The following is a 22,458-nucleotide window of genomic DNA, read 5'->3' as shown; positions in this document are numbered from 1 at the left end:
CATGACCCGGGTGGCGTCAGCCGTGCGGCTTGAACACGACCTTGGTGCAGTTGTCCTTCTTGTCCCGGAACAGGTCGTACAGCGCCGGGCCCTCCTCAAGGTTCGTCGAGCGGTGGCTGATGATGAAGGAGGGGTCGATGTCGCCGTTCTGTATGCGCTCCAGCAGCGGCTTCATGTACCTCACCATGTGGGTCTGGCCGGTCTTCAGGGTCAGGCCCTTGTTCATCAGGATGCCGAGGGCGACGGGACCGACGGGACCCGCGAACACGCCCGGCATCGAGACGTTTCCGCCGGGCCTGCAGGCGAGGATGGCCTGGTTGAGCGCATAAGGCCGCTCAAGGCTGACCGTGTGCTCCATGATGGCCGAGGTGACCTTCTGCAGCGTGGTGTCCGCCCCGTGGGATTCCATGCCGACCGCCTCGATGACCGAGTCCGGGCCGAGGCCCTTGGTCATCTCCATCAGCGTGTCCTGCACGTTCTCCTTGGACAGGTCGATGGTCTCCGCGCCGGCCTCGCGGGCGAGCGCCAGGCGCTCGGGCACGCTGTCGATGGCGATGACGCGCTTGGCACCGAGCAGGTAGCAGCACTTCACCGCCAGCACGCCAACCGGGCCGCAGCCCCAGATGGCGACGGTGTCCTCAGGACCGATGTCGCAGTGCTCGGCGGCCTGGTAGGCGGTTGGGAAGATGTCGGACAGGAACAGCACCTGCTCGTCGGTGAGGCCCTCGGGCACCACGATGGGCCCGACGTCGGCGTAGGGCACCCGCAGGTACTCGGCCTGGCCGCCCGCGTAGCCGCCGGTGATGTGGGAGAACCCGAACAGGCCGGCGAGCGGGTAGCCGTAGGTCTCGGCCTGGAGCTTGCCGTTCGGGTTGGTGCGCTCGCAGCAGCTCCAGTTGCCCCACTTGCACTGCCGGCACTCGCCGCAGCAGATGGTGAAGGGCACCACGATGCGGTCGCCGACCTTGAGCTTCGCGTTGTCCTTTCCGACCTCGATGACCTCGCCCATGGTTTCGTGGCCGAGGACGTCGCCGCATTCCATGGTGGGCATGAACCCGCCCATGAGGTGCAGGTCCGAACCGCAGATTGCGCAGGCGGTCACCTTGATGATGACGTCGCGCCCGTGCTCGATCTTGGGGTCGGGCACGGTCTCGCAGGTGATCTTGCCCCGGCTCTGCCACGTGAGTGCTTTCATGGTCGGTCGCTTCCGTTCGTTGGGGGTTCGGTTTCGGTCAGTAATCCGGGCGCGTACCCGGTCAGCGACGGCGCTGCCTGGGTCGCGTGCCGAAGATCACGGCGGCCGTCGCGGCCAGGCCGGCGGCGACCACGCTGGCGGTCGCCAGCGGGTGCAAGGTCGCCCGAGTGTAGGCGCTGGTGCGCACGACGTAGACGGGCGGGTCGCCGCGAACCTCGCCGGCATGCCGCGGCGCATGGAGGGCGCCCTGCGGGTCCCGCGGCTCCTCGGCACGCTTTTGCAAGGCGATGATGGCCGGCGCCAGCTCGTCGTAGGCGCCCGGCGCGAACTCCTTGCCCATCACGAACATCTTGCCGCCGCCGCCCACGAAGATGTCCCGCTGCGGGTGCACGGCGGCGTGCAGGATGGCGTTGGCCACCTCCTCGGGCGGGTAGATCGGCGGCGGCAGCGTCGGCTCGCGGTCCATGTAGTTGCGGGCACGCTGCGGCAGCGGCGTGTCGATGGACGCCGGCTTCACGAGGGTGACCGAGACCGGCGCCCGGTCCGCGATGAGCTCCATGCGCAAGGTGTCGGTGAAACCCTTCACCGCGTGCTTCGAGGTCGCGTAAAGGCCCTGAAACGGGAAGGCGAGGTCGGATGCGATACTGCCGACATTGATCAGCGCGCCACCGCGTTTCCGCAGGTGCTCGACGGCCATCAGAGAGCCATTCACCGTACCCCAGAGGTTGGTCTGGATCAGGCGCTCGTGATCCTTGTAGGCGATCTCGCGCAACGGCCCGTAGACGGTCAGGCCGGCGACGTTGACCCAGGTGTCGAAGCCGCCGAACGTCGCGATTGCTTTGTCGGCGATGGCCTGGACGTCCTCGCGCCGGCCTACGTCGGCGACGACATAGGTTGCGTTCGGGCCGAGCTCGTCGGCGACCCGGGCGAGCACGTCCTGGCTGCGCGCGGCGAGCACCACCCGGGCGCCGCGCTTGGCGGCCATGTGGGCGGTGGCCAAGCCGATGCCGCTCGACGCGCCTGTGACGACGATGACCTGCTCGCGCAGCGCCTTATGCGCCATGTCCGGTTCGCTCCTTGTCGACCCTGAACGGTGCCCGGCATGTCTACGCGCCAGACGCCGAAGCGTTGCAGCCCCAGCGCGTTCCGTGCCTTCGGGTCTAGGCCGTGCCGGCCATGACCGGCTCGCGGACGTCGCCATGACGCGCCCCGTCTGAGGGAGCTGGCAGGAGCAGACGGTCGCCGTCCGCCGTCCGGGCCATCTCGTGGTCCGGCGAGGGGAAGTCGAGGCTCCCGTCCGACCGGATGACGAGCAGGCACCGCGCGTCGCGGACCTCTGAGCCGGCTAGCTCGATCACGAACCGCCAGCCGGCGGCGTGTCTCCCTGCCAGGGCCTCGAAGTCGAACCCGTTCGCCAGCACCTTCCCGCGCGAGTCCCGGCTCACGCCGGTCTCCGCGTGCAGGAGGTGGTCCGCGGACGGCGCGAGTTGGTAGACCCGCTCGCGGCCGAGTTCCGGCGCGAGGCGCGTGCAGACGAGCGCGTTGTAGAGCTCGTCCCGGGTCGCCGCGAGCAGCCGGTCCGGCGGTTGGTCGGCAAGCCCTTCCTCGGCCTCGCGCGACAGGAGCTCAGCCTGCAGCGTCGGCACCCCGCCAGCCCGGGCCGCGCGTAAGGCCCCGGGATAGGTGTCGACCAGCAGCACCGGCACGCCGGCGCGGTGCAGCGCCAGGGCGAGGTCGCTTGACCAGGGCGAGGCGCCGACGACGGCAAGCCGCTCCGCATCCGCGGCGACCGAGAGCCCGAACCGGCGTGCCAGCGGCGCGAGCGAGAACCCATGGGCGAGCACGGTCGCGACGATGACGGCGAACACCGTCGGCTGGATCAGGTGCCTCCCGCATAGCCCGCCTCGCTGAGCCTGGGGCCGGCGAGGCCGGCGACCGCGGCCGCCACGATGCCGCGCGGGCCGATCCACCCGACGAACAGGCGCTCGCGCCAGGTCAGGTCGCTGCGCCACGTGGCCAGCCAAAGCGCCGCCGGCCGCACCACGAACAGCGTCGTGGCCGTCAACGCGATGACCGGCAGGGAGAGCTTGCCCAGCACCGTGAGGTCGAGGTCGGCGGTGAGGACGACGAAGAGGCAGGAGACCAGGAGGACGACCAGCGCCTCCTTGAAGCGGCGCAATTCTGCGATGCCCGGGACGTGCAGGTTTGCGAGCGCGATGCCGAACACGGTCGCGCCGATCAGCCCGGCCTCGTGCATCAGGAGGTTCGGCACCGCGTAGGCGACGAGCGCCAGCGCCAGCAGGAGCGGCGTCTTCAGGGTCTCCGGGACAAGGTCGCGCCGGAACGCCCAGGCCACGAGGAAGGCCGAGCCGACCCCGAGGACCGCGGCGGCCCCGGCGCCTTCCGCGAGGTGCAGCGCGAGGTCCGTCACGGCCTCCTCGCCCGACCGATGCGGTAGGCCGACCAGGATCTCGATGACGATGGCGGTCAGGATGGCGCCGACCGGGTCGTTGACGATGGCTTCCCACCTCAGGAATGCGGCGGAGCGCCGCTCCAGGCGGGCGTGGCGCAGCAGCGGCAGGATGACGGTCGGGCCGGTCACCACAAGGATGGCCCCGAACACAGCCGACGGCCCCCAGAGCATGCCGCCGACGAGGTGGGCGGCGACCGTGCCCAACACGAAGTTGATGGGCAGGGCGATGGCGGTGAGCCGGAGCACGCCCTCGCCGGCGGCACGCAACTCGCGGAAGTCGAGCGCGAGGCCGCCCTCGAACACCACGATGGCCACGGCCAGGCCGATCAGGGGACGGAGGTTTGGCCCGAACGCCTGGGACGGATGGAGGAGGCCGAGCACCGGCCCGATGAGGAAGCCGAGCCCGAGGAGGAGGACGATGGCCGGAATGCGGAAACGGGAAGCGATGACCTGGGCTGCGATGCCGCCCGCGACGATGCAAAGCACCGCCGTCGCCACACCCTGTTCCATTCGCGAAGCTCCCTTGAGCGCGCCCCTGCCGGCTCGGGAAACGTCTCCCGGCGCCGGAGGTCCCTGCCAACGTCGCCTCAGGCCGTACCGGAGGCGGTGGTGTCCGTCGCACGCGGGCGGAACGGGCATCGCCACTCCTCGTCCACGACCCGGCCGCTGTACTGGCGCGCCTCGGACACCTCGCCGTGCCGGGCCAACATCGGGTTCACCGATCCGGCCAGCGCCTCGTCCCGCTGCAGGATGGAGGAGCGCAGCTTCTCGTAGCGCCCGGCCTCGCGCAGCTGCTCGAACTGGGCGTGCAGGTTAAAAACCAGGGCCGGCGACGAGAACCGCCGGGCGGGCCGGCTGGCGTTCGGGTGCAGGCCGACCACGAAGAACGCCTCGCCGGCGAAGCTCAGGGAGAAGTGTGGGCTGTCCGGCTCGGGGGCGACGCGCCCGTCCCAGGGGTGGCCGAGCCAGGCGTCCTTGTCGGCGAGGGACTGCACACGGTTCCAAAGGTGCCGCTCGAATCCTTCCTCGTCCAGGTCGCTCGGCCCCTCGAAGACGACGGCGAAGCTCTGGAACAGGTCCGGTTGTCGGCGGTAGCGCGCCGCGAAGGCCATCAAGGCCGGGTAGATGCGCATGTCGTCCCAGGCCGAGGTGATGTCGCGGGCGACCAGCACCCGCATCTGGCCCTTGGTCAGGGCCGACTTGGCGCCGACGCAGGGGAAGCCGGCGTCGCGGATGAAGGCCCGGAAGGCTTCCGCCTGCGGATGGTTGGTATCGTCTCGGGGCAGTTGCATCGGAACTCGGCACGCAGGTCGCAAAGATGCCCGCGGAACCGGCACGAGGCGCCGCGGCAACAGGCAACGGTCCCCCGCAGGCCGCGTTCCGCGCGGGCTGGGAGGTGTCCTGCCTATCCACAGATGTCAGCCCTCACCGCCCGGGCCGGACGAGCGCCCCGATGAAGTTGCGCATCTCGGCCAGCCTGAGCCGCTCGTCGGTGACCTGCTCGTCCAGGCCGAGGCGCCAGGCGAGGTCGCGCCGGTTTGGCTCGCGGTGCAAGGCATCGACCTGCAGCGCGTAGGCTTCCACGTCGTCCTCGCCCCGTGCGAGCCCGGCCTCGACCAAGCTATCCGCCTGTCGGCGCAGGGCACCGGCCACTTCGTCCAGGCCGGTCTCGGGATGGTACTGCACACCCCAGAACACGCCGCCGTCGAAGCGGATCTCGGCGGCCTGCACGGCAGTGAGGCGATTGCCGGCGAGCAGAGTGGCCCCCGGTGGCAACGCGTCGACCTCGTCGGTGTGGATAGCCGGCGCGTCGAAGGCCGCCGGCCGACCCGCCAGCAGTGGATGTGACCGCTCATCCGCCGTCGGCGTGATCCGCCGTCGGCGTGATCCGCCGCGCGAACCCTGCCTCCAACCTTCTCGCGTTCGGGCGCACGCTGTCGCCGGCGGCGACCTTCGCGACCTGCAGCCCGGCGCAGGAGCCGAAGGCCGGCGTGCCCGAAGCGAACACGCTCCGCATGAAGGCGACCGTTCGCCGGGTCTCCGGCGTCTCCTCGTAGAGATGCAGTGGCGAGCCCGTGAGGAACACCGCGTCGTATTCGGCCAAGCTGTCCCCGGGTGGGAGAGCCGCATCGGCGTCGGCCGGCTGGATGCGGTCGCAGGTGGCCCCGGGAGCGAGCCTGCGCAGGATGTCGAGGTAGGTCTCGCCAGAGGAGCGGCCGACGCTCTCGCGACGCTTCTTACGCGCCTCGGGCGTCTCGCTCTCGGCCACCAGGAAGCGCGACGACGATTGGGTTGAATTCACGGCAGCCCAGTTCTCAGTGGCCGCGTGGCAAGCCGAGCCACGGCCGCAGGTCTAGGCGTGCGGCCGCGATGGCGCTCAGGACCTCCCTGGGGGCGCCGGCCGCCTTGGCTTCCACCTCGAAAGCCTGCAACCGCTGGAACAGCGCGACCTCCAGGTTGGGAATGACGGGGATCGGACGGAAGGAGGTCATCACCTTCAGCTCCCGCAGGTAACGGCAACCCTCCTCGTGACCGACCGTCATGGCACCTCCTTGGAACCAAGTCCGCCCTCGTCGCGCGAGGTCATGTCGGACAACACCCGTGGCGGCGAAGGGTTTGCGGAGGCGCGTGCGTCACGCTGTATCTCCTAGGGGCCCAGGCCGGCTTGCCCTCCGCCGCCGAAGGGACATCGAGCCACCCATCCATGCCGGCGTCTCGCCCTTACGCGGGGGGAAGCCCATGCGGCGAGCTGGGGTGGTCGGCGTCGGTGCCATCTGCCGGGCCTGCGGCGGTCCGGCTAGCGCGGCCAGGCGTGCGGTGCACCGGCGACGCAGGTTGGCAACCTGAGGCGATGAATACGGTTCTACCGACAGCCTCTTGGGACGGGGCCGTTCGGGAGGGGGCGTTGGAGGTTCGGGACATCGCGACGGCGGGCAAGCCGGACCCAAGGCTCCTGCAGGCCGCCGTCGAAGCCTCCGGCGAGGCCATCGTGATCACCTCGGCCGACCTCGACGAACCGGGACCGCGCATCGAGTACGTGAACCCCGCCTTCACGCGCATGACCGGTTACGGGGCCGAGGAGGTCGTGGGTCTCACGCCGCGTCTTCTGCAGGGGCCCGGAACGGATCGGGCCGTCCTCGACCGCATGCGCGCCGCCCTTGCCGCTGGCGAGCCGTTCCAGGGCGAAGCGGTGAACTACCGCAAGGACGGCTCGACCTACGTCGTCGAGTGGCTGATCACGCCCGTGCGCGAGGGCGACGGGGGCATCTCGCACTGGGTCTCGGCCCAACGCGACATAACCGAGCGGCGCGGCGGCGAGGACCGTCAGGCGCTGATGGTGCGCGAGCTGCACCACCGAGTGAAGAACACCCTCGCCACGGTCCAGGCGGTGGTGGACGCGACCGCCCGCTCCTCGCTCTCCGTCGCCGAGTTCACCCGCGCGTTCTCGGGGCGGATCGGCTCGTTGGCCCGGACCCACGCGCTGATCACCGAGGACCTTGCCCAGGCCGCCTCGTTCGAGGGACTGCTGAGGGCGGAGCTCGACCCCTACGACGAAAGGCGGCGCCTCACCCTGGAGGGCCCCAAGGTCGTGCTGCCGTCCGAGCTCGCCGTGCCGGTCGGCATGGCGTTGCATGAGCTGACCACGAACGCGCTGCGGCACGGCTCGCTGGCCGACCCGAACGGCCGCCTCCAAGTGAACTGGTGGGTCGAGGATGGGCATGCCGGGCGTGCCCTGCGCTGGGACTGGAGCGAGCACGACGGCCCGCCCGACCCGCACCCCACGCGCGAAGGCTTCGGCCACCGGCTCCTCAACAAGGTCCTGGCCACCCAGACGGGTGCCGAGGTGGATGTGGACTTCGCTCCGGATGGCCTGCGGGTGTCCGTGCGCATGCCCCTGCCGCCGTCACACCCTTAGGGAGCGTCGGCCTAAACCGGGAGGCTCAACCCTTCCTGCCATCCTTCCCGCTCCGGTCGATCTCCGTGCGGCAGGCCGGCGAGAGGTTCGCCATGTTCTTCCGGAAGCAGGCTTGGACCTCGTCGCCGTCCGGCGGGAGGTCGCCGCAGTACGTGGCGTAGTCGCCGCTGCAGCGCGCCTTCAAGGCCTCCCGGTCCATGGTGAATGCGGACTGCGCCACGACGAGGCTGGAGGTCGCGAGCACGAGGGTTACGAAGGTCCTGTAGGGCATGGGCTCGCGGTCCTGCTGATGCGTGTCATGCTGGGCTCCCCCGACAGCTCAGGTGCCTGGGTGCCCGGCCGCCTCGTCAGGCTGTCCGGGCAACATACGGTTTTTGGGGGCGCCGAAAGGGGTATCCGGCGCCCCCCTGCCGTCAGGCGTGCCTGAGGTCGTCGGGAACCTTGCCGCCGTTCTCGGCGAGCTTCTGGATCACCTGCTTGTGCAGCCAGACGTTCATGGAGGCCGAATCCTCCTTGTCGCCCGTGTAGTGCAGCTCGTCCGCAAGCTGCTTGCGGGCCTGCAGGCTGCTGTCGAGGTCGAGCAGCTTCATGAGGTCGACGATGGAGCGCTTGTAATCGAGCTCCTGGCCCTTCTTCGAGGCAAGGCCGGCGAGCACCTGCCCGACATCGACGTTCGCCTGCCCGGCTCCCGATGGAGCGTCGGCGACCGGGGACGGCGCCCCGCTCATCGAGGGCGCGGCCGCGCTGCTGGCCGAGCCGGTCGGACCGCCCGAACCCTGCGCCGCGGCCGACACGCTCGGCGCCTCCGAGGCGTGCGGGGCCGCCGCCTGGGCGCTCGCGCTGCCGCCGAAGATCTTCGACATGATCGACCCAAAGATGCTCATCCAGTCCTCCAAGATCCTGGCCCCGACTAGGGCCGAGCGGACGACAACGGAACGCCAGTGACCGACGTTCCGCAACTCGTCGCCCGCATCGGAGCATGGTCGACGGGCGGTGGCATATACGCTCATGGTGCCGTCCGCCTCGCCTCGGTCGTGACGGCTCAGGCCGCGACCTGCTCCAGGCTCTCGGCGAGCTGGCTTGCGATCTCGTCGCCCTCGTAGATCTCCGCGACCGCCTGCTTCAGCTTCTGCTCGTCCTCGGAGCGGCCGAGGGCCTTGGCGTAGGCCGCCGCCGAGCCGAAGCCCGCCAAGCCGTAGTGCGACATGCGCTGGTACTGGGCGATGATCTCCACGTCGCGCAGCTTGCCGTCGGTCGGCGCCTCCTGGATGCCGTGCTTCTTCGCCTCGGTCACGAGACCCTCCATACCCTTGCAGTGCTCCGGCTCGGCCTCGCCGCCGTTCTGCCGGATCAGGTCCTTGAGGATGTCGGTGTGCTTCTGGATGCCGCCAACCGAGTGCTCAAGCATCTGCTTGAGCTTGGGGTCGGAGACGTGGCCACCCAACTCCTTGACTGTCCTGATCATCTGGTCGTTGGCGGACCAAAGGTCCTTCATCTCGTCGAGATAGACTTCCTTGAGGCTGCTCGGTGCTGACATCGGTGGCTCCCGTTGGCTGCTTCCCTTGCAACACGACCTTGCTCGCGATGTTCCTGGTCGGTTTGCCGCGTCGGGCCGTGCAGATGTGCCTTTCCGGCCGACTTCCGTCGGATGCGCTTGGCCGCGCTTTCCGACCCGGATGCGTGTAGGCTGGCTGGAGACAGAGGAAACCGAACTCGAAATGGCCTGACGGTTCAGGGACGCCATGCTGTCGGCAATAGAGGAGGTGCGTCGACGATGCCCGAACAAGATGCACGGCCTACCCGGCCAAGGATGTCCGGGGATCGCGCCGCAACGTCCGATGAAGCGGACGCGTCAGTCCCGCCGGAGGAAGCCCGAAAGCGGTCGTTGCCCGAGCCCGTTAGCCAGGAGGCGGCAGACCTTCTCGACCAGGTCATGGCCAACGCTCGCGCGACGTACCCAGCGCCATTCGGCATCTAATCCGCGACACCTTCGAGGTTCTTCAGCAGCAGCACGAGGCACATCTCACCAAGGCCGAGGGGAAGGCGGGTCAGCCGGGCTAGGTGGTTGCGGCCCGGGCGCCAACGCCCCTCGTCGACACCGCCGTTAGGCGTCGCGCCTCGGCCTGAGCTCCACAACCTTGCCGGGCCCCCTCGTCTCGGCGGGAGCGCCGAGCACCTCGGCGACCTTGCGGGCGAGCTGCTCGCGCTTGAAGGGCTTGCCGATGAGCTGCACCCCGTCGTCGAGCCGGCCGTGGTGCACGATGGAGTTCTCGGTGTACCCGGACATGAAGAGCACCCGTACCTCCGGCCGGACCGCCCTCACGCGCTCCGAGAGCTCTCGGCCACGCACCTTGCCCGGCAGCACCACGTCGGTGAGCAGCAGGTCGATGGCGGTCGTGTTCTGGCCGAACACCTGCAGCGCCTCCTCGCCGTCGGCCGCCTCCAGTACCCGGTAGCCGAGGTCGGCGAGGATGGCACAGGCGATCTCGCGCACCGTCGCCTCGTCCTCCACCACCAGCACCGTACCCGTGCCGCGCGGCAGGTCGATGGGCGCGCCCGTCCGTTGCGACGGTGTGGCCGCCCCGACCGCGCGCGGCAGGTAGAGCTTCACCGTGGTGCCCTCGCCGGGCTCCGAGTAGATCTTCACGTGGCCGCCCGACTGCTTGACGAAGCCGAACACCATCGCGAGGCCGAGCCCCGTGCCCTTGCCGTCGGGCTTGGTCGTGAAGAACGGCTCGAACACGCGCGCGACCACATCCGTCGTCATGCCGTGGCCGGTGTCGGACACCGCCACCATGGCGTAGTCGCCGGGCACAACCTCCGCATGGTGCCGCGCGTACTCCTCGTCGAGCACCTTGTTACCGAGCTCGATGGTGAGACGGCCGCCGCCCGGCATCGCGTCGCGCGCGTTGAGCGCCAGGTTCAGGACGGCGCTCTCCAGCTGCGCGGGGTCGGCCATGGCCGGCCATAGGCCGGCGGTCTCGACGTAGCGCACCTCGATGTGCTCGCCCAGGGTGCGGCGCAGGAGCGGCACCAGGTCCGGCATGGTCGCGGCCAGGTCGATGGCGGCGGGTGCCAGCGGTTGCTTGCGGGCGAAGGCAAGAAGCTGCGCGGTCAGCGTCGCCCCGCGCTGGGCCGCCCAGGCCGCTCGCTCGATCCGCTGCTGCAGCTTGGCGTCGCCTTCGAGCTTGGCTCGTACGAACTCCAGGTTCCCGAGGATGACCTGCAGCAGGTTGTTGAAGTCGTGCGCGATGCCTCCGGTGAGCTGCCCGATGGCCTGCATCTTTTGGGCCTCGCGCAGCACGCCCTCGGCCTGGGCGCGCTTGGTCATGTCTGAGATGGTCAGCACGAATCCGCCGTCCGGCATCGGCGTACGGCGGATCTCAAGGTGGTGGCCGTCCGCGCGTTCGCGCTCGTAGGTGACGGCCTCACGCGGGTTCCGGATGCCGTGCCGGATCTGGTCCTCGGTCTCAAGCGCTGGGCGGCCCGGCTCAGCCGAGTGCTCGACGAAGGCGGCGTAGGTCGTGCTTGGCCGGAGCATCGCCTTCGGCAGGTCGAGCAGCACCTGGAAGCACGCGTTCCAGCTCGCGAGCTTGCGGTCCGGGCCGAACACGGCGACGCCCTGGCTGAGGCTGTCCAGCGTGGTGCGCAGGCGGAGCGCCAGGTCGCGTTGCTCGGCCTCGGTCCTGAAGGAGCGCGACCATGCCTGGTTCAGGAGCCGCGCAGCCCAGAGCAGGGTCAGGACCGCGAGCGCCGAACCGCCGATGACGAGCCAGCGCACCCACCGGGCGCGGGCGTCGTTCTGGGCGAGGCGCACGTCGAGCAGCCGCTGCTCGTCGCCGAGCATGGCGGCGAGCACGTTCTCCGCCTCGCGCATGTCGTTGCGGCCGGTGTCGGTGTTGACGATGCGCAGGGCCGTCTCCAGCCCGGAATCCCGACGGGCCTGCACGGTCTGGGCGAGCTCCTCCAACTTGTGCTGCAGGAGCGGCGCCAGCGCACGCAGGCGCTCCTGCTGGGCGCCGTTGTCGGCGGTCAGCTTCTGGAGCTCGCCCTGGAGCAGGCTGATGCGGTCGCGCGCGGCGTTGTAGGGTCCGAGGTACTCGTCCCGGCCGGTGAGAAGGTAGCCGCGCTGGCCGCGCTCGGCGTCGCGCAGGGCGATGGCGAGGTCCTTGGTGGTTCCGAGCACGCGGTAACTGTGCTGGGACCACTCGCGGGCGACGCGCGACTCGTTCAGGCGCTCCCAGGTCAGCACGCCGACCAGGGCGAGGATGACAACGAGCACACCGAAGACCAGCAGGTTGGCGCGCGCGACGAGGTAGCGTGTCATCGTATCCAGCGCAGCAAGTGAAGGTGTCTCGTGGCTCGGTCGCCGGGAACGAAGGTCCCTTGCGCGCTCGCGTCCCGCCGGACGCGGCATGGCATGCGATTGCGGGATCGTTGAGGCTGCCCCCAGCTCCGGACCATCATGCCACGGCCTCGTCCCGCCGCTCCTGCATGGAGGCGAGCGGCGCCTCAAGGCGGCAGACGATACCGGTCGGCGCGTAGGTCAAACGGACCTCGCCGCCGACCTCGGCCGCAAAGCTGCGCTCGATCAGGCGCGAACCGAAGCCGCGGCGAACCGGCGGGCTCAGGATGGGTGGGCCGCCCTGCTCGGACCACGTCAGGCAGAAGCGGGGCCCGTCGCCCGCGTGCACCACGAGCCAGCGCAGGTCGACCATGCCGCCCTCGTTCGAGAGGGCTCCGTACTTGGCGGCGTTGGTCGCGAGCTCGTGCAGCGCCAGCGCCAGCGAGAGCGCGGTCTTGGCGGAGAGGAGCACGTTGGGCCCGCTGATGCGGATGCGCGAGGCTTCGGCCTGGCGGTGCACCGAGAGCGCGCCCTCGGCCACCTCGCCGATGGGCGCCTCGGTCCAGTTCGCCTGTGTCAGGATGTCGTGAGCGCGCCCGAGGGATATCAGGCGCGCGGCGAACGCTTCCCGCATCTCGTTGACGTCGTTGGCTCCTCGCAGGGTCTGGCTTGCGATGGCCTGCACCAGAGCGAGCGTGTTCTTGACCCGGTGCTGCAGCTCGCCGGCGAGAAGGCGCTGGCGCTCCTCGGCCCGCTTCCGCTCGGTGATGTCGAACATGGCGCCGATCATGCGCACCGCCCGACCGCCTTCGCCCCGGATGACGTAGCCGCGGTCCAGGATGTCGGCGTAGGAGCCGTCGGCACGCAGGAAGCGGTACTCGTCGGTCCAGACCGTGCCGGTGCCGTCGATGACGGCATGGATGGTGGCGTGGATGCGGGCGCGGTCCTCGGGATGGATATGGCCGATCCACCAGTCGCCGGTGGGTTCCACGTCCTCGGGCCGGTGGCCGTGGGCGGTCTGGAGCGCCTCGTTCCAGAGCAAGTGGTTGGCGGCGAGGTTCCAGTCCCAGATCGCATCGTTGGTCGCGCGCGAGACAAGCCGGTAGCGCTCCTCGGTCTCGCGCAGGACCTGCTCGGCCCGCCGGCCCTCGGTAACGTCGCGCGCGAAGCCGATGAGGCGCACCGGCCGACCGTCGTCGAACAGGGTCTGGCCCTTCGCGGACACCCAGCGCTCGGTCCCGTCCTCCGGGGCTACCGTGCGGTACGTGACGTCGTAGACGCCGTCGCCGTCCGGGTCGACTGCGGCGCGCACCGCCTCGTCCGCCCTTGCCAAGTCGTCCGGGTGCACGCGGGCCAAGTGCACGTTCAGGTCGACCGGGGCGTCCGGCGGCAAGCCATAGAAGGAGAGGATGCGGGCGTCCCACTTCAACTCGTCCGCGACCAAGTCGTAGTCGAACACGCCGGTGCCGGTCGCATCGACGGCGAGCCGCAGCTGCTCGCGTGCCTGCCGCAGGTCGTCCTCGGCCTGCCGGCGGTCATGGATGTCGATGGCGATGCCGATCCAGCTCTCGACCCGACCGCCCTCGCCGCGAACGGGTTTGCCGCGCGCGAGGAACCAGCGGTACGCACCGTCGGAGGCTCGGCGAAACGGGATCTCGACCTCGTAGGGTCCCTGCGTGGCGACCGCCTGCTTCCACACGCCGAGCACCTGCTCACGGTGCTCCGGATGGATCACGCCAGCCCAGCCGTCGCCGCCGGTGTCGCCCGGGGTGAGGCCGGTGTACGCGTACCAGGTCGGGTTGCAGTAGGTGATGTCGCCGGCGGCGTTGCCGAACCAGACCACCTGTGGGCTGACCTCGACGAGCGAGCGGAAGCGCAGCTCGCTCGCGCTGCGCTCCGCCGCTTCCGCGCGCTGCCTTGTGCGGTCACGCAGGATCTTGACGAAACCTTGGACCGTGCCGTCCGCGCCCTTCAGCGGCATGAGCTCTCCGTTGGCCCAGAACCGCTCGCCGCCCTTGCGCAGGTGCCAACGCTCGTCGGGCGCGAAGCCCTCCTTCAGCGCCAGCTCCATCTCGATCTCGGGTTGACCCGCCTCGCGGTCCTCGGGGGTGAAGAACACGTGAGCCGGGTCGCCCAGCATCTCCTCCTCGCGCCAGCCGAGGACGCGCTCGGCGCCGGCGCTCCAGCGGGTGACCCGCCCGCTCCGGTTCATGGCGATGATGGCGTAGTCCGTCGCGCTGTCGAGGATACGCTCCTGCAGCTCCTTCTGGATCTGCTGGGCGCGGGCGTTCCGGCGCGCCTCCAACAGTGCCATGGTCTGGCGGGCAAGGCGCCGCAGGCCGGCCTGCTGCCGCTCCGTAAGTTCGCGCGGCCGGGTGTCGAGCACGCAGACCGTACCGACCGGATGCCCGTCTTCAGTCTTGAGCAGGGCGCCGGCGTAGAAGCGCAGGCCGGGCTCGCCTGTCACCAGGGGGTTGCAGGCGAAGCGCGGGTCCCGGGCCGCGTCCGGCACGTAGAGGAAATCGCTCTGCAGGATGGCTTGCCGGCAGAACGAGGTCTCAAGCGGTGTCTCGCGCACCCCGAGTCCCACCTCGGCCTTGAAGAACTGCCGCCCGTCGCCGATGAAGTTCACCACCGCGATGGCCGTGCCGCAGATCTCGGCCGCCAGGTCGGCGACGTCGTCGAACTCCCGTTCGCGAGGCGTGTCGAGGATGTCGTAGCCGGCGAGCGCCTGCAGGCGCGCGAACTCGTTCGTCGTTTGGCTGGGCTGCCCCATGGCGTGGTCACGTCCGGGGACCGTATTCTGTTCCATCCGCGCGGCGCCCTCTCAGACGGCCTGGCACATCGGCTTCTCACCCACTGGCGCGGGTCTCAGGGACACCAGCGTACCGGAGGCGTTGTAGACGGCACCCAGCACGGTCTCGAAGTGGCGCTTGACCGCGCCGTGGCACTCGCAGGCGGTCTCCTCGACCGCTGGGCGGCTCAGGATGATGATGCGCCCGCGCCGGGCCTGGATCAGCCCTTGCTGCTGCAGGGTCCGCAGCGTCCGCGTCAGGTAGGAGCGTTGCACGCCCAGGAGTTCGGCCAGCACCTCGTGGGTGACCGGCAGGACGTCGCTGCCGAGACGGTCCTGCAAACCCAGCAACCACCGGGCGCAGCGCGCCTCGATGGTGTGGCTGGCGTTGCAGGCCACCGACTGGAGCACCTGGGCAAGCAGGCAGTCGGAGTAGCGGGTGATCAGGTTACGCAGGCCCGGGGACGTCTGCTTGATCTGCTGCAGCACCGGCGCCTCGATGCGCAGCACCGAGCCGGGAATCTGGACGACGGCCCGGCTAAAGGCCGGCAGGGAGCCCTGGCTGACGACGCCGCCGACCGCCCCCTCGCGCCCGACCGTGGCCGTCTCGACGGCGCGTCCGTCGCTGAGCCCGATGAGGAGGGCGGCCACGCACTGACCGAGCGGGAAGGTGATGTGGCCGACGTCATCGCCTGCGTCGAACAGCGCCTCGCCGCGTCGGTACTCCCTCAGTTCCAGGTGCGGCCGAAGCAGCGCCTGGTCGGGCAAGCGCAAGGCGCCGAGGAGGAGGTTGCCGCTGAGCAGGTCGTCGACGTCTGAGGGCATGGATCAGCGGCGGAGCGTCGTACCGGGTTGGCCTGGACCTATTCTTACAGCGACGCTCGATTCGCTGTCAGTTCACAAGTGCACAAAAGGGCGGAAGACCGGCATTTCTCATCGGCTTGGCGCGGGCCGTCGGATGCGCGCGTTAACACATGCAACCATCGGCGGCTGAAGGGTTTCTAGGTTCGTATTGACCGGTCTCTCAAGCCCCGCGACGCGATGCCCCGCTACTTCCTCGATTTCCAGGACGGTGAACTGTGGCTGCGGGACGATGAAGGCCAGGACTACGAGAGCCTGCAGGCCGCGCGCGACGCAGCGATTGCGGCGTTGCCGGACATCGGCCGGGAGGCGCCGCCCCCGGACGGCAAGCGCGCGTTCGTGGCCTACGTCCGTGACGAGGCGGGCGCGCAGCTCTGCACCATTCGGCTAAACCTTGCCGCCGAGTGCGATCCCAAGGGCCAGACCCGGGACCGATAAGGCGGGAGCCACGCACGGCCGGTCCCGCTTCGCGGACACGCCGTAGGTCACCCCTAAGGCCGAGCGACGGGTACGCAGACCACAAGACCTAGGGCAGTAAGCCCATCACGCTGGCCGCCCTTTGCCTGCGGGACCATCTGGACCGTTCGGGACCTCCACTCGGGGAACTGCCACGCGCTTTCGAGGACATCGTCGGCGTTTGCCTCAGGCCTGCCCGCGATGGGCCCCGACGAGACGAAGCACTGGAGCCCTCAGGTTGCCTTTCTCGCTGCCGGGGGCACAGCGGGTTTGGTTGCGGCCCGCCGCCTTCGCCTCGTACAACGCCGCGTCGGCCGCCCGGTACAGCGCCTCCGCCCGCTCGCTCGCTGAGCCATGGCCTGTCGTGAGGCCGATGCTCACCGTCACAGCGCCCGCCGCGATGCCTGCCGAGGGCACCGAGACCGTCGCGACCGCCTCGTGCACCTTGCTGGCGATGCGCATGGCGCCGTCCTGGTCGGTGTCGGGCAACAGGATCGCGAACTCCTCCCCGCCGACGCGCGCAACGAGGTCGTCCGGCCGGTGCACGCCGGCGGAAAGGCATTGGGCGAGCCCCTTCAGTACCTCGTCGCCCACCGCGTGGCCGTAGCGGTCGTTGTAGCGCTTGAAGTGGTCCGCATCGACGACGAGCAGCGAGAGCGGCTTGCCGGTGCGTCGCGCGCGGTCCCAGGCCGCCTCGAACGCCTCCTCGAAGCGGCGCCGGTTCGGCAGTCCCGTCAGCGCGTCGGTGAGCGACAACCGGGCAAGTTCGGCCTGCATGGCGGCACGGTGGCGGAGCTCGCGTCCGAACAGGAGGGACAGCACGACGGTGAGGCCGCACAGCAGGAGCACAACGGTCCCGATCGAGACGGCCTTCGCCCGCCACCCGGCCTCGACCTCGTCGACGGCGAGCGCCACGTTCAGGATCAGGGGGAGGTCGCCAACCTGGCTGAACGTGTAGAGGCGCCGGACGCCGTCGCGGACGGAGGTCTCGACGAACTTCCCGGCGCCCTCCCGTGCGAATCGGTCGAAGGTCCGGGACCCGGCGATGTTCACGCCGACGTCGGCCTCAAGGTAGGGGTGGCGGGTGATGCGCGTGCCGTCGCGCAGGTAGAGGTTGATCGCGCCCTCTTGCCCAAGGCCGATCTGGTCGAAGAGGCGGGCGAAGTAGGTGAGTTTTAGGCTGCCCAGGACCAACCCGCCGAATGAGCCGTCGGGCTTGTCGATGCGCCGGCTGAAGTTGACCATGCGCTCGCCGGTCAGGCGCGAGACGATGGGGCGGCCGACGTACAGGCCGAGATGCCCGTTGGCCTTGTGCGCCTGGAAGTAGTCGCGGTCGGCGTAGTTGCCCTTGCGCGGTGGCGAGGCCGCCGCGTCCTCGACGACGTCGCCGTTCTCGTCAAGGACGAACATGACCCCCAGGTCGCGCGCGCCCGTGGCCCGGTCGAACAGCACGAGCTGGCGCATGTCCGGGTCGAGCTTGGCGAGACCCGGCATCCGCATGTTGTCCTGCATGGCCCGGAGAGTGAGGTCGATGACCTCGACGTTCCGGGCGATGTCGCGCTCGATGACCTGGAGCAAGTTCCTCGATGTCTGCTCGGCCTTGTCCCAGGCGTCCTGGCGCAGGTCGAGCAGCATCAGTCCCGACACCATTAGCATGCCGAGCGGCGCGAGCACGCCCAACCCGATCCAGGTATGGGTGGAGCGGAGCAGGCGCGCGAGGCGTGAAGGCAGGACCATCAGCGGCTCTCCCGAGCTTCGTCGTCGTTGCTTGGTTGATAAGACGCGAGACGCTGACGGGTGCTTTCCGTCGAATCCGTTCCTGGCCCTTTAACTCCGTCGTGGCTAACGAAGGGTACCTGCGATGCGGAGGATCCTTCCGAGCGGACCGCGGCATTCCCGAGGGCCCTGCGTAGCCGTCCGACGGCACCGCACCCGCGCTTGGTGCGTTACAGGATCCGCCGACCATACCGGAGCCCTTATGTTGAACCCCTTCTGTGCCGCGTTCCTGCTCGCCGTCGAGGCGCAGCGGGTCATCGAGCTGCGGCTGGTCCGGATCGCCTGGGGCGGGGCGGAGGCCCAGGCCGAGATGGTCTCGATGGTCGGCGAGAAGGTCGTGGCCGCGATGGAGGCCGCCAACACGTTGCTGGCGGGCGGATCGCACGACGAGGTCGTCGCCCGTTACCGGGAGTTGGTCGCCGCCAACACCCGCCGCCTGACGACCTGAGCCGAGGAGCCGCGCGTCATGGCCAAGCCGGTCGAATGCCGCATCGTCGGCATGCCTGACGGCCGGTTCGCGGTCATCGCGGTGCTCGCCTCCGGCAAGGTCTTCCGCCACGCGGGCTTGACGTCGTTGGCCGAGGCCGAGGAGAGCGTCGGCATGCTGCGCGACCTCATGGCCGCCTGCGGCGCGCCCGTCGTCGTGGAGGTCTCCAACCGGCTCGGCACACAAGTCGGGGTGAGGGTGGACCAAGCCGTCGGGAGTGGTGGGACCTAAGGGCTGGGTCCGCCTTGGCTCTCGTGGAACGGGACCCCGAACAGGATCCGTCCCGCCTCGTTGGCCACGACGAAAGCGCACCCGCGCGGCTCGTCCCCGGCGCGCAGGAGCTCGGCCGTCAGCCCCGGGATGGCGGCGCACGCCTCAAGGTAGGCAGCCTCGGCGTTCGCGAGTTCGAGCCCGGCCTCGTCGGCTTCCAGGCGCCCGCGGGCGCACACGTCGAAGAAGAAGACCGGCATGGGGCACTCGCCTTTGCGGCTCCCCGGAAGGCAAACCCCATCCGCGAGCGTCGGGTCCCACCGCAGCGGGACCAGACGCTCGCGGATGGGGAGGCCACCTGGGCGCCGGCAGGCCTTGCCTGCCGGCGCGGGGTCCCCGAACCGTACCTCGACGCGTCCGGGGGCGCCTTGTTCGTCCCGGCTGGCGCGAACGTTCCCCACGTCTCGCCCGTTCTAGGCCCTGAGGCCTAGGGGCCTCAATTCGCGGGCGGAGGAAGCCGTAGATGCCAGCACCTGCCACGGCCGGGTTCCCGACGGAGCGGACGCCCCTGCCGGCCGATGCGGGCCATGGCGCGAAGACCGGCTTTTGGGCGCTGACCCTCGGCTCCGTGGGTATGGTCTACGGCGACATCGGGACCAGCCCGCTCTACGCGCTAAAGGAATCCCTGCACGCCGCCGCGGGCGGAGGGCACGCCCCGACGCGCGACATGATCTTCGGCGTCGTCTCGCTGATCCTATGGGCGCTCATCCTCATCGTGACGCTGAAGTACGTTCTCCTGGTCATGCGGGCAGACAACAAGGGCGAGGGCGGCACCCCGTCCCTGGTGGCGCTCGCCCAGCGGGCGCTGGGCCATGCCGGCGGGCCAGTCATCGTGCTCGGCATGGTCGGCGTCGCCCTGTTCTACGGTGATGCCATCATCACCCCGGCCATCTCGGTGCTGTCCGCCGTCGAGGGTCTCAAGCTCGTCACCCCGGCCTTCGAGCCGTACGTGCTGCCGCTCAGCCTTGCCATCCTCATCGGCCTGTTCGCGGTCCAGAGCCATGGCACGGCGCGGGTGGCGACGTTCTTCGGGCCGATCACGGCGTTCTGGTTCGTCGTCATGGCACTCGGCGGCCTGGGCCATCTCGCCGACGACCTAAGTATCCTGGCGGCCTTCAACCCGGCATACGGAATGAGCTTCCTGCTCAACCATGGCACGGCCGGCCTGCTGGCGCTCGGCGCCGTGTTCCTCGCCGTGACCGGGGCCGAGGCGCTCTACGCCGACATGGGCCATTTCGGCCGCTCGCCGATCCGGGTGGCCTGGTTCGGCCTCATCCTGCCGGCGCTCGCCCTGAACTATCTCGGCCAGGGCGCTATGCTGCTCGCCCACCCCGAGCGCATCGAGAACCCTTTCTTCCTACTCTACCCGTCCTGGGCCCTGCTACCGATGGTGCTGCTAGCCACCGTGGCGACCGTCATCGCGAGCCAGGCCGTCATCACCGGCACCTTCTCGATCACGCAGCAGGCCATGCAGCTCGGCCTGCTGCCGCGCATGCGGGTCCAGCGCACCTCCGAGACGGAGAAGGGACAGATCTACATCCCGCGAGTGAACTGGTGGTTGCTCGTGGCGGTCGTGTTTCTGGTGGTGCTGTTCAAGTCGTCAAGCGCACTGGCGGCGGCCTACGGAATCGCCGTGACCGGCGACATGGTCATCACGGCGGTTCTGCTCTTCGTCGTGGCCTGGAAGGCTTGGCGCTGGTCGCCCGTGCTGGCGGTCGCGGTCATCGCTCCGTTCCTGCTGATCGAGCTGGTGTTCCTGTCCGCCAACGCGCTGAAGCTGCTCCACGGCGGCTGGGTGCCCCTGACCATCGGGGCGGCCCTTGTCACGGCGATGTGGACGTGGCGGCGCGGCTCGGCCCTCGTCGCCGCGGAGATCCACCGGCGGCGAGTGCCCTTGTCCGACTTCGAGCGGATGGCCGAGGCCGGTTCGCTGCTGCGGGCGCCGGGCACGGCCCTGTTCCTGACCGGCTCGCCGGGGGACACGCCCGGGGCCCTGATGCACAACGTGAAGCACAACCACGTGCTGCATGCCCGCAACGTCATCCTGCACGTGGTCACCGACGACATGCCACGGGTGCCTGAGGGTGAGCGCGTCGCGGTGAAGCCGCTCTCGGATGTCTTCACCTGCGTGACCGTGCGCTTCGGCTTCATGGAACTGCCCGACCTGCCCCGCGCCCTGGCCGGCGCCGGCTTCGACGCAGGCAACCTCTCCTACTTCCTGACGCGGCGGGTCCTGGTGCCCTCGCCGGAGACGGGCATGCCGGTCTGGCAGGACCGCCTCTACATCGCCATGGCGCGCGCGGCGACCGATGCCTCACGCTACTTCCGCATCCCGGTGGACCGGGCCGTCGAGATCGGAGCGCGGATCGACATCTGACGGCGTGCGCGGCTCTTCGCGGCTTGGTCGCACGGCTCGTGCACGACCGCTGGGCCTCACGTTGAGCCGCATGCCCGAGCGGCTTTGCGGCAGGTCACTTGTGAGCGGTTCAGCGCGCCCACGGGCCGTGTTAGAGCCAGCCATTCCTGCGGAAGCGCCAGTACAGGATGTCACCCTCTTCCAGGGTTACATCGACGATGCGCCCGTCGGCCCCTTTGATGTGGCGCCCGTCCCCTCACCCTGTACTTCCTCGACTCAGCGGACTGCGAGGACACCGTCCGCCCCATCCGCCGGCGCTTGAAGCCGGGCGAACGGTTCGTGGCGGCTCATGCGAGCTTCCCGCAGGAGGGCAGCCGTTCGCCGTGGCTCGCGCGGTACGAGGCATTCGCGGTCGCCTCTGGCGCCGACCGCGACCAGGCGGCGAAGGCGCGGGTCGCCGTGGAGACTCACCTGCACCTACTCGCTCCCGAGGCGGACGCCGTCGTGCTGCAGGCGTCTTCCGGGACGTCGAACTCTTCTTCGCCGCCCTCACGTGGCGCGGCTGGATCGGGCGTGCCTGACCGACAGGCGCTCGGCTAGGCCGGCATCCGGCCGTCCGGCGTGTAGCGGTCGACGGCCTGGGGAAGCTCCCGGGACAGCCGTGACAGGAGCTCCTCGCGGGACAGGCCGGTGCGCTGGGTCAGGGTCGCGAGGACGTCCGGCCCGATGGCCTGCTCAAGGTGCTGCGGCGGAAGCTCCTGGTTCGGCCCCTGGGCGACCCAGGATTGCGCGGTCGGCCCGTGGCCAGCCTGGTGGAAGCGCTCAAGCATCTCGCCGAGGCCGCTGTGCAGGAAGCCGCCGGGGGCTTGGCCCCGCTGGTTGCCGAGCAGACCGCCGAGGATGCCGCCAAGCCCCGCGCCCGGGCCGCCAGGTGCCACGCCGGTGCCAGCCGGTGCCGGCGTAGCCTGGCCGGCTCCGCCCAGCATTTCCGCGAGCTTGTCCCGGTTCTGATAGCCGGCGACAGCAAGCAGGCCCAGGAGGGCCGTCATCGAGGGGTAGCCATCGCTCATGTTTCGTCTCCGGCTAACGGCGGCCTGATCGGGGCCGGTCGCCGTGGGATAGGCACCTGCAACGCGCAAGGCCACCAAGCCGATGCAGTCCGCCATCTGTTTGCTGGACGGATGCCGCACCGAAACCGGGAGCGTTCGCGCGGACCGAACCGTCCGTTCTCCCAAATGAGGACGTTGTGGTCGCCGCGACCTGCTATTCCATGCCAATGGCAGGTTTCGAAGGCTAAGCAGCCATTCCAGCGACTCTGTTGGAAGGGCCGCTTATGGCGGATTTCGTTGAAAAACCCGCGGCCGATGTGGATCGAGTGCCGAGCGGATGAGCGCTTCTGTCCGGCGTGACGGCGATCCCGGCCGATCAGGCCAGGCTCAGCTGCTGCAGCGGGATCAGCTTGGCGAGCTTCCTGAGGTTCTGGGCCGCCGCGGCGAGGTGGAACTCGTCCCGGGCCCCGTTCGGTCCCC

Annotated in this window: 22 protein-coding genes; 5 read left to right on the top strand and 17 right to left on the bottom strand. The window is 69.7% G+C overall.

Annotated features, from left to right (window positions below; all coding sequences use genetic code 11):
- Nucleotides 1-16: 16 nt before the first annotated feature.
- The 8 genes from MFF04_RS17825 to MFF04_RS17790 all read right to left on the bottom strand — a co-directional run bounded on the left by MFF04_RS17825 (nt 17) and on the right by MFF04_RS17790 (nt 6,211).
- On the bottom strand, nt 17-1,195 hold the full coding sequence (locus tag MFF04_RS17825) for a zinc-dependent alcohol dehydrogenase (RefSeq protein WP_012452115.1): 1,179 nt from the start codon (nt 1,193-1,195) through the stop codon (nt 17-19).
- 61 nt (nt 1,196-1,256) lie between these two features.
- Nucleotides 1,257-2,258, bottom strand: coding sequence for an SDR family oxidoreductase (locus tag MFF04_RS17820; RefSeq protein WP_012452116.1), 1,002 nt, complete (start codon nt 2,256-2,258; stop codon nt 1,257-1,259).
- Nucleotides 2,259-2,355: 97 nt separating this feature from the next.
- Complete coding sequence (locus MFF04_RS17815) at nt 2,356-3,063, bottom strand: cation:proton antiporter (RefSeq protein ID WP_238231190.1); 708 nt, start codon at nt 3,061-3,063, stop codon at nt 2,356-2,358.
- A gap of 11 nt (nt 3,064-3,074) precedes the next feature.
- Entirely contained in the window at nt 3,075-4,178 is a 1,104-nt protein-coding gene (locus MFF04_RS17810; RefSeq protein ID WP_238277751.1) for a cation:proton antiporter, read from the bottom strand.
- A gap of 77 nt (nt 4,179-4,255) precedes the next feature.
- Entirely contained in the window at nt 4,256-4,960 is a 705-nt protein-coding gene (gene gntA / locus MFF04_RS17805; RefSeq protein WP_238231192.1) for a guanitoxin biosynthesis heme-dependent pre-guanitoxin N-hydroxylase GntA, read from the bottom strand.
- 133 nt (nt 4,961-5,093) lie between these two features.
- A complete protein-coding gene (locus MFF04_RS17800; protein WP_238231194.1) occupies nt 5,094-5,444 on the bottom strand; it encodes a type 1 glutamine amidotransferase family protein in 351 nt (116 codons plus the stop codon).
- A 76-nt stretch (nt 5,445-5,520) separates the two neighbouring features.
- Nucleotides 5,521-5,970: a glutamine amidotransferase-related protein gene (locus MFF04_RS17795; protein ID WP_238231196.1), complete on the bottom strand. Its 450-nt coding sequence runs from the start codon at nt 5,968-5,970 to the stop codon at nt 5,521-5,523.
- A gap of 13 nt (nt 5,971-5,983) precedes the next feature.
- Nucleotides 5,984-6,211 carry a hypothetical protein gene (locus tag MFF04_RS17790; protein ID WP_163190483.1) on the bottom strand — a complete coding sequence of 76 codons (228 nt, stop codon included), beginning with the start codon at nt 6,209-6,211 and terminating at the stop codon, nt 5,984-5,986.
- Nucleotides 6,212-6,573: 362 nt separating this feature from the next.
- On the opposite strand from MFF04_RS17790, the gene MFF04_RS17785 reads away from it, so the two are divergent.
- On the top strand, nt 6,574-7,584 hold the full coding sequence (locus MFF04_RS17785) for an HWE histidine kinase domain-containing protein (protein ID WP_238231198.1): 1,011 nt from the start codon (nt 6,574-6,576) through the stop codon (nt 7,582-7,584).
- Nucleotides 7,585-7,609: 25 nt separating this feature from the next.
- Here MFF04_RS17785 and MFF04_RS17780 read toward each other — a convergent pair whose 3' ends face one another.
- The 6 genes from MFF04_RS17780 to MFF04_RS17755 all read right to left on the bottom strand — a co-directional run bounded on the left by MFF04_RS17780 (nt 7,610) and on the right by MFF04_RS17755 (nt 15,548).
- Nucleotides 7,610-7,855 carry a hypothetical protein gene (locus MFF04_RS17780; RefSeq protein ID WP_012452121.1) on the bottom strand — a complete coding sequence of 82 codons (246 nt, stop codon included), beginning with the start codon at nt 7,853-7,855 and terminating at the stop codon, nt 7,610-7,612.
- A gap of 142 nt (nt 7,856-7,997) precedes the next feature.
- Nucleotides 7,998-8,468, bottom strand: a complete 471-nt coding sequence (locus MFF04_RS17775) for a DUF3597 domain-containing protein (RefSeq protein ID WP_041370935.1) — start codon at nt 8,466-8,468, stop codon at nt 7,998-8,000.
- Nucleotides 8,469-8,626: 158 nt separating this feature from the next.
- Complete coding sequence (locus MFF04_RS17770; protein ID WP_012452123.1) at nt 8,627-9,121, bottom strand: YciE/YciF ferroxidase family protein; 495 nt, start codon at nt 9,119-9,121, stop codon at nt 8,627-8,629.
- A gap of 567 nt (nt 9,122-9,688) precedes the next feature.
- Nucleotides 9,689-11,911 carry a CHASE3 domain-containing protein gene (locus MFF04_RS17765; RefSeq protein WP_238277748.1) on the bottom strand — a complete coding sequence of 741 codons (2,223 nt, stop codon included), beginning with the start codon at nt 11,909-11,911 and terminating at the stop codon, nt 9,689-9,691.
- A gap of 136 nt (nt 11,912-12,047) precedes the next feature.
- Nucleotides 12,048-14,705 (bottom strand): PAS domain-containing protein, encoded by a 2,658-nt coding sequence (locus MFF04_RS17760; RefSeq protein WP_238231199.1) that lies wholly within the window; start codon nt 14,703-14,705, stop codon nt 12,048-12,050.
- 51 nt (nt 14,706-14,756) lie between these two features.
- Nucleotides 14,757-15,548, bottom strand: a complete 792-nt coding sequence (locus tag MFF04_RS17755; protein ID WP_238231201.1) for a Crp/Fnr family transcriptional regulator — start codon at nt 15,546-15,548, stop codon at nt 14,757-14,759.
- 216 nt (nt 15,549-15,764) lie between these two features.
- Between MFF04_RS17755 and MFF04_RS17750 the strand changes: the two genes are divergently transcribed.
- Nucleotides 15,765-16,022, top strand: a complete 258-nt coding sequence (locus tag MFF04_RS17750) for a DUF6894 family protein (protein ID WP_012452127.1) — start codon at nt 15,765-15,767, stop codon at nt 16,020-16,022.
- 204 nt (nt 16,023-16,226) lie between these two features.
- Here MFF04_RS17750 and MFF04_RS17745 read toward each other — a convergent pair whose 3' ends face one another.
- Complete coding sequence (locus MFF04_RS17745) at nt 16,227-17,777, bottom strand: sensor domain-containing diguanylate cyclase (protein WP_012452128.1); 1,551 nt, start codon at nt 17,775-17,777, stop codon at nt 16,227-16,229.
- Between the two features lie 241 nt (nt 17,778-18,018).
- Between MFF04_RS17745 and MFF04_RS17740 the strand changes: the two genes are divergently transcribed.
- Both MFF04_RS17740 and MFF04_RS17735 read left to right on the top strand, forming a co-directional pair.
- On the top strand, nt 18,019-18,264 hold the full coding sequence (locus MFF04_RS17740; RefSeq protein ID WP_012452129.1) for a hypothetical protein: 246 nt from the start codon (nt 18,019-18,021) through the stop codon (nt 18,262-18,264).
- An 18-nt stretch (nt 18,265-18,282) separates the two neighbouring features.
- On the top strand, nt 18,283-18,534 hold the full coding sequence (locus MFF04_RS17735; protein ID WP_012452130.1) for a hypothetical protein: 252 nt from the start codon (nt 18,283-18,285) through the stop codon (nt 18,532-18,534).
- Here MFF04_RS17735 and MFF04_RS17730 read toward each other — a convergent pair.
- Nucleotides 18,531-18,773, bottom strand: coding sequence for a DUF6894 family protein (locus MFF04_RS17730; protein ID WP_012452131.1), 243 nt, complete (start codon nt 18,771-18,773; stop codon nt 18,531-18,533). The genes MFF04_RS17735 and MFF04_RS17730 overlap by 4 nt on opposite strands.
- Before the next feature lie 263 nt (nt 18,774-19,036).
- Here MFF04_RS17730 and MFF04_RS17725 point away from each other — a divergent pair, with 263 nt between their 5' ends.
- Nucleotides 19,037-20,950: a potassium transporter Kup gene (locus MFF04_RS17725; protein WP_238277746.1), complete on the top strand. Its 1,914-nt coding sequence runs from the start codon at nt 19,037-19,039 to the stop codon at nt 20,948-20,950.
- A 575-nt stretch (nt 20,951-21,525) separates the two neighbouring features.
- Here the strand turns inward: MFF04_RS17725 and MFF04_RS17720 are convergent.
- The gene (locus MFF04_RS17720; RefSeq protein ID WP_238231203.1) at nt 21,526-21,999 is read right to left on the bottom strand and encodes a YidB family protein; all 474 of its coding nucleotides are present in this window, start codon (nt 21,997-21,999) and stop codon (nt 21,526-21,528) included.
- Between the last annotated feature and the right edge of the window lie 459 nt (nt 22,000-22,458).

Source organism: Methylobacterium jeotgali, from assembly GCF_022179345.1.
Taxonomy (GTDB): Bacteria; Pseudomonadota; Alphaproteobacteria; order Rhizobiales; family Beijerinckiaceae; genus Methylobacterium; species Methylobacterium jeotgali.
The sequence above is the reverse complement of the archived record's forward strand: the minus strand, read 5'-3'. Positions and strand labels throughout refer to the sequence as shown.